The organism is Aurantimonas sp. A2-1-M11 (genome assembly GCF_036549475.1).
Taxonomy (GTDB): Bacteria; Pseudomonadota; Alphaproteobacteria; order Rhizobiales; family Rhizobiaceae; genus Aurantimonas.
Window position 1 is genome coordinate 794 of record NZ_JAZHLI010000129.1, and the last position, 4,316, is coordinate 5,109.

A 4,316-nucleotide genomic window follows, 5' to 3' on the forward strand; every position below is an offset into this window, starting at 1 on the left:
GGCCCGCAACGCGGGCACGTCCACGCAGATGATTGACCGCTTCTATTCCAAGTTCGTGCCCACCAGCAGCATCAGCACGCTGACACCCGACTGGCTGCAGCACCGACCCTTGGCAGCCGAATGAGTTAGCGAAGGTTCTTCGTATCAGATCGAGGAGCATCTTGACCGAGGCTCAAGCAGAATGTTTGCTCAGTGGGCCGTTTTAGAAGCAGCCGGTGGAGATCGCAGATCGACGCTTCGCATTTGATCAACCTCATCTACGAGGCCGCTGCCGCAGAGACCGACGAGGGTTGGGCTGAGCTGGCCGCAGTCATCAGCAGGCAGTTCAAGGAAAGCACCGTCGTCATCGACGCAGGGAGCATCTCCGGCTCGGCACAGGCGCTACTGGTCCCTTACCGTTTCGATACCGAACGCGTCCGGCTTCATTTCGAGCAGTTTGCGCATCCGGAAGAAAACATCGGGGTCAAGTCTCTGATGACGGGTCCGGTCGGCTCGGCGTTCGACATGCATCACGCAATTGATGAGAGCGTCTGGAACCGCGATCCATCAGTGCAAGGTATCCTCGCACCCCAAGGTTTCACGCAGGGCTCCCTCTTGGTTGTCGAAAGAGAGCCCGAACGCATGTCGTCACTTCTTCTCTATCGAGGAGACCGGGCCGGCGCCTTCTCGGCGAAAGAGATGGAGCTGCTGAACGCGATTGCGCCTCATCTCAAGCAGGCGCTCAACGTTCGACGGCGGCTGCGCGAAATGGCAGAGCGCGAGCGCGGCGCTCACCAGTTGCTGTTGCAGACCAGCACGGGAGTGCTTGTGACCGATGAAGATGGATGCGTCCTCTGTGCCACGGGACAGGCTGAGGCTGCCTTGTCTTCCGAGGAATTCATCTATGCATCCTTCGGGCAGTTGAGAGCGAAGAGCGCGCATACCGAGGCAATGCTCTATGCGCGTTTCGGCAGAAGCAGAAGCCTGATCAATCCCGAACTGGAGATTTCGGGTTCAGGAGGGAGAGTCCTCGTTCTTCGAGACCTCCCACACGCGGTGGCGGTTTCGCTGACGTTTCGCCACGACACCAGAGCCTTTCATGTGGAACTCCGCGATGCCAGAAAGCCCGCCCTCGACGAGGTGCTGAGAGAGCACTACCAACTGACACCTGCGGAGGTAGAGATCGCGCTGGCCCTGAAAAACGGTGCTTCCGTGATTCAGATTGCCGGGCAACGGCGGAATACACACTGGACGATTCGAACGCATATCAAGGCGATCTTCCAGAAAATGCACACGCATCGTCAGACCGAACTTATCGCGCTGCTTAACAGGCTGTCAGAAACGGGGTGAAAACTGTCCAACCCGGAGCGAAAGTCTCCAATGCAGGTTCCGCTTCCATCGGCATTTGCAAGACCGTGCCGTCAGAAGTTTAGGGAATAAACTTTATTGTCGGCGTGACGCATCATGCTGGATCTTGTCCCGCATTGGCACCCTCAATGGCATCAATGATGCGGAGCATTGCCTCTGTTGCCGACCGCCGCGAAGCCTCCGGCATGGCTTCCAAACGACGAACCAACCCCAAGCTCTCCGACGAAATTTCGCCGATAGGATCAACGCTGCTGTCCTCCCCGAGGAGCGTTGAAACTGAGATTCCCAGGAGTTTGGCAATTTCCAGGATGCGAATACCGGAGATCCGGTTGACGCCTTTTTCGTATTTCTGAACCTGCTGAAACGTGACTCCTAAATGCTTGCCCAGGTCGCTCTGCGACAGACCACGATAATTTCGGTAGCCGCGCAATCGAGCGCCGAGCTCTTTTTCTTTATCCGCTGAAACTTGTTGGCGCATCCGTCCCCCCTCGGCGAAAAGCTCACTGTAAATGGGCCCCGAAAAACGTGACGAAGTTGGGGCGGTAACTCAGACTGACGGTGTAGATGTTTGAAGCTGGCCTGAAAAAATGTGTCACTACCGCCGGCAACTTCGGGATATTGGAGTGCCATCCGGATTCAGTGATGTGCACGGCAGGGATATCTCGAATTTTTCAGTCTGCATAGACGAAAGCTTATCGAGCAGCTGTTAGCGTTGCATTATGGACGGCCCTTGGCAACCGAAACGGCCACAATCGCAGATCACACGCCGTCGAGAGAGTGGCGACGTGTGGCTTCGCAATGTGAGCAATCTTCAAGAAGCTCGCCAAGGCCGTAACGAGCCTCGGGCATCGAAGCGCAACTCTACCTTCTGGCCGCGTCTCATGCTCGCATGCGCGGTAGTGTTCGCTGCACCGATCGTCGCTGATCGGTTTCATTTGCTCGATCGTCTGCAGGCGTTCGAGTGGCCCACTTTACAGGTCGGCGAGACGATTGCCCGGCTTCCAGTGGTCATCACCTCAAGTGACGCCATCGCAGGCGTCAGGTCGACCAAGGCGGCGCCAAGACCTCAGTATCGTGGTCCGATCCCAGCTTGTTCAGGCGGAAACAGAGCGAAGCGGCGGGTGACCTGCATCGTCGACGGTGACACGGGGTGGCAGGACGGTGACAAATGGCGGATCGCCAATATCGATACGCCGGAAATCTCTTCACCGGTATGCGCCAACGAAAAACGCCGAGGCTACGCAGCTCGGAATCGGTTGCGCACGCTGATGTCCCGTGGCTACTCCCTTACTCACCACGGCAAAGGCTACTACGGGCGCACGCTAGTCACGGTCACGCTCGCGGACGGCCGCGATGCCGGGGACGTGTTGATCGCCGAGGGATTATCCCAAGGTTGGCCCAACAGCGGTAATCCTTGGTGCCGATGACATCGGCATGATCGACCGTCGGGAAATCAACGTCTCAGTTCCCCTCCTCTCCATCACCGAGGACATTCACGGTGGCGTCGATGTCCACATGCTGGCCCGCAACGCGGGCACATCCACCCAAATGATTGATCGGTTCTATTCCAAGCTCGTGCCCACCAGCAGCATCAGCACGCTGACACCGGATTGGCTGAAGCACCGGCCTCTCTCCGGATAAAGGTTTATGGCTTAACCTCCCCATCCCGTACATTCCCGGAACCCTCTTTCAGTGCTGGCGGACGCTGCTGACAGGCTAGGATTTCCGCACGGGTTTACTGGTAAAGTGCTGCTGCAACTCGGGCCAAATCATCTCTACTACCTCCGCAACCTGCTTATCGCTTGCTGTGCAACCGATACGAAGATCGCGTAAACCCTCTCCGACAAGCCGCTGTAGTTGGCTCTGCCAAAGCTCCGGGCTTAACTCAGCGGAACAGCTCGCATTTGACGCGGAGTTTTGATTATCCGAACCCAAGCGCCCCTCCTGAGATCAACGATTTTGGCCGATAGCGCCATCTGAGAGTGGAAGCTGCGGCTCTGACCCTTCTTGTTAACCGCTCAAATCTACCACTACGCGTCCAGCTGTAATTGACCTGCATCAACCGCGCACTAATGGAGCGAAGTGTCCGGCCTACCCCAAATGAGGGATGCTACAGCACCTCTACCTACACGAAGATGCGCCTAGTGAGCAGAGCGTGACGCTCTGCGGTTCAAGGGGCACTCAAATGAACTTTGTCGCTGCCATCGCTATCTGCCTGAGTTCCACCCCGGTACCGGAGTGCCAGCAGAAAACCGCCGTCCATTGGTTTACCGTATCCGAAACCAGTTCTGGGTTATCCGCCTGCATGAGAGATGGAATGGTGTCAGCCGCTCGGTCCAGGCTCCTCGAAGGTGACGACTACCCAAAGGTTTTTTGTCGTCCGACAGCAGGGGCGCTCGCCGCGAACCTGTCTTCAAATGTCAATGATTGATGGTGTCAGCGGCATGTGGGATGCACAATATGGTCTCCCATGGCTTTCAAGCGTTAGTTGTTGAAGACGATCCGATCATTGCGGCTTTCCTAGAGAATGTTCTCCTCTCCCGAGAAATGGAAGTTGATTGCATCTCACTTCCGGGCCGATTTGACCGACTTCTGCGGCAGAACTATCACGTAGCGGTGGTCGGCATTGACGGAGAACGGCGCTTCATTCCGCTGATACTGAACGTCCTTCAGCGCCGGAGAATTCCTCCGGTGCTTTTTTCCGCCGGGGAAGGCAATTCGCACTGGATCGCAGCAAATTTTCCGGAAATTCGCACCTGTCATTATGACCCCCCCGACGGAGAACGCATAGCAGATTACGCAATGGACGCTGCGATGGCTGGGACGAAGTACCGTCGGTGCTAACCGAACTCGGCTGGTTGCGGCGACATGGTGCGCATCGGCGAGGACCGCTCCAGTCGCTTCGACATCGTGCCGGCGCAGTACCGGGTGCTCGTCACGGTGCGCCCGCGCTACGCCTGCCCGCACGG

5 protein-coding genes and 1 pseudogene are annotated in these 4,316 nt (G+C 57.2%); 5 read left to right on the forward strand and 1 reads right to left on the reverse strand.

Annotated elements, in window-relative coordinates; all coding sequences use genetic code 11:
- The first annotated feature begins 243 nt into the window (after positions 1–243).
- On the forward strand, positions 244–1,329 hold the full coding sequence (locus VQ042_RS24525; RefSeq protein ID WP_331822889.1) for a helix-turn-helix transcriptional regulator: 1,086 nt from the start codon (positions 244–246) through the stop codon (positions 1,327–1,329).
- Between the two features lie 112 nt (positions 1,330–1,441).
- Here the strand turns inward: VQ042_RS24525 and VQ042_RS24530 are convergent, their stop codons facing one another.
- A complete protein-coding gene (locus VQ042_RS24530) occupies positions 1,442–1,825 on the reverse strand; it encodes a helix-turn-helix domain-containing protein (protein WP_331822890.1) in 384 nt (127 codons plus the stop codon).
- A 307-nt stretch (positions 1,826–2,132) separates the two neighbouring features.
- Here VQ042_RS24530 and VQ042_RS24535 point away from each other — a divergent pair, with 307 nt between their 5' ends.
- From VQ042_RS24535 to VQ042_RS24550, 4 genes and pseudogenes are all read left to right on the forward strand, one after another.
- Complete coding sequence (locus VQ042_RS24535) at positions 2,133–2,774, forward strand: thermonuclease family protein (RefSeq protein ID WP_331822891.1); 642 nt, start codon at positions 2,133–2,135, stop codon at positions 2,772–2,774.
- A gap of 7 nt (positions 2,775–2,781) precedes the next feature.
- Entirely contained in the window at positions 2,782–2,988 is a 207-nt protein-coding gene (locus VQ042_RS24540) for a hypothetical protein (protein ID WP_331822892.1), read from the forward strand.
- An 819-nt stretch (positions 2,989–3,807) separates the two neighbouring features.
- Positions 3,808–4,191 (forward strand): hypothetical protein, encoded by a 384-nt coding sequence (locus VQ042_RS24545; RefSeq protein ID WP_331822893.1) that lies wholly within the window; start codon positions 3,808–3,810, stop codon positions 4,189–4,191.
- 12 nt (positions 4,192–4,203) lie between these two features.
- Positions 4,204–4,316, forward strand: a pseudogene (locus VQ042_RS24550) (IS66 family transposase zinc-finger binding domain-containing protein); the annotation flags it as partial.

Bases quoted from the DNA above. Each gene is read 5' to 3' on its own strand.
- VQ042_RS24530 (WP_331822890.1), bottom strand. From the start codon at position 1,825: ATGCGCCAACAAGTTTCAGCGGATAAAGAAAAAGAGCTCGGCGCTCGA.
- VQ042_RS24540 (WP_331822892.1), top strand. From the start codon at position 2,782: ATGATCGACCGTCGGGAAATCAACGTCTCAGTTCCCCTCCTCTCCATC.
- VQ042_RS24545 (WP_331822893.1), top strand. From the start codon at position 3,808: ATGGTCTCCCATGGCTTTCAAGCGTTAGTTGTTGAAGACGATCCGATC.